Annotated in this window: 1 protein-coding gene; it reads left to right on the top strand. The window is 45.7% G+C overall.

Annotated features, from left to right (window positions below; translation table 11 throughout):
• Nucleotides 1-72: 72 nt before the first annotated feature.
• Nucleotides 73-508: TolC family protein (locus R8N49_RS30715; RefSeq protein WP_318190898.1), on the top strand; the 436-nt coding region annotated here is incomplete at its 3' end.

Below are 508 nucleotides of genomic sequence, written 5' to 3'. Positions count from 1 at the left end.
ACGCCCTTATAGGTATTCCACTTATAAGCCCTCTCGCCTCGATAAATTACATAACCATCTAGGAGAATCACAGTGAAGTGGACTCGTGCCAACGCCTTTTGTATTGGTGTATTCGCCGCTAGTCATGCTTTTGGGCAAACACTAGAGCAAGCCGTAGAAAATACGCTAAAAACAAATCCCGATATTAAAAGCGCGTTCAATGAATTCGTTAGCAAGCAGTATGTGAATGAAGCATCTGGCGGTGCTTACCTCCCTTCCGTCGATCTTGACGCAGGTATCGGTTACGAAGGTATAAATCCTGCAGAATCAGGACGAGACTCAACCGATCTGACTCGTAAAGAAGCCACTATCACTTTAACGCAATTGATTTGGGATGGCTCTGCCACTCTTAATGATATGGACCGTACTGCTGCAGATGCAGAATCTGTGCGATACCAACTACTTGCGGATGCGCAAGACACGGCGTTGGAAGTGACTAAGGTGTACTTAGATTCCGTTAAAGCGTATG

It is taken from the genome of Vibrio sp. 1978, from assembly GCF_033344345.1.
Note: the sequence above shows the minus strand (reverse complement) of the source record. Positions and strands in the feature narration are given on the sequence as shown.